Below are 1,032 nucleotides of genomic sequence, written 5' to 3'. Positions count from 1 at the left end.
TGAATCGCTGGGGGTTTGGTGCCGCATCTTTTCGAGTTGAGAGGATGGCATCATGCCAAAGAAAATGGATCCCGTGCGCAAGGAGCGTGCGATCAGGTTGGTGCGTGAGCATCGCAGCGAGTACCCGTCGACCGCGCAAGCGATCCAGGCGGTCGCCCGCCAGGAAGGTGTCGGGAAAGAGACCCTGCGCCGGTGGGTGTATCAGGCCGATATCGATGCCGGTGATGCTGAGGGTCAGACCAGTGACGAGCTCGCTGACATCAAACGGTTGAAGGCCGAGAATAAGCGTCTGCGTGAGGATGTCGCGATCCTTCGCGCTGCGACGACTTTCTTCGCGGGGGAACTCGACCCCCGCAACCGTTGATGCTCGCGTTCATCGACACGCTCCGGGCCGAGGGGCACACGGTCGAGTCGATTCTGCGCGTCCTGCAAGAGCAGGGCGTCCAGATCGCCGCGCGCACCTACCGGGCCTGGAAGAAGGGCCGGGTCTCGGCCCGCACGATCACCGATGCGAGGGTCGTTGACGCGGTCCGTGACCTCGTCTGGGCGACGGTCACCCTGCCTGACGGTACGCGGAAGCGGAAGATGACCCCGGAAGGGCTCTACGGCCGCCGGAAAATGACCGCGCTGGTTCGCCGCATCAAGCTCCCTGACGCATCATGGGGTGCCGTCGACCGGGCGATGCGGCTCCTCGGCCTCGAGGGCGCGAGACGGGCGAAAGGGGTGCGCACCACGATCCAGTCGAAGAACGGCATCCGGGCCGCTGACCTGCTGGATCGTGATTTCACCGCGCCCCGCCCCGATCACACCTGGGTGATGGACTTCACCTACGTCAGGAGCTGGGCGGGCTGGGTGTACGTCGCGTTCATCGTTGACGTCTACTCGCAGCGCATCGTGGCCTGGCATGCGCAGACCACGAAGCACGTCGATCTCGTGATGATCCCCCTCAGGATGGCGCTCTGGGAACGCGCCCGGCAAGGGCGCCCGATCTTGCCGGAGCAGCTCCGGGCGCATAGCGATGCGGGGTCTCAA

1 pseudogene is annotated in these 1,032 nt (G+C 65.0%); it reads left to right on the top strand.

Going from position 1 to position 1,032, the window contains the following annotated elements:
* Nucleotides 1-52 precede the first annotated feature (52 nt).
* Nucleotides 53-1,032 (top strand): annotated as a pseudogene (locus tag D1J51_RS17690) (IS3 family transposase); the annotation flags it as partial.

Origin of the sequence: Leucobacter sp. wl10 (assembly GCF_003569785.1) — a bacterium.
Taxonomy (GTDB): domain Bacteria; phylum Actinomycetota; class Actinomycetes; order Actinomycetales; family Microbacteriaceae; genus Leucobacter.
This window is presented reverse-complemented; position numbering and strand designations above follow the sequence as displayed.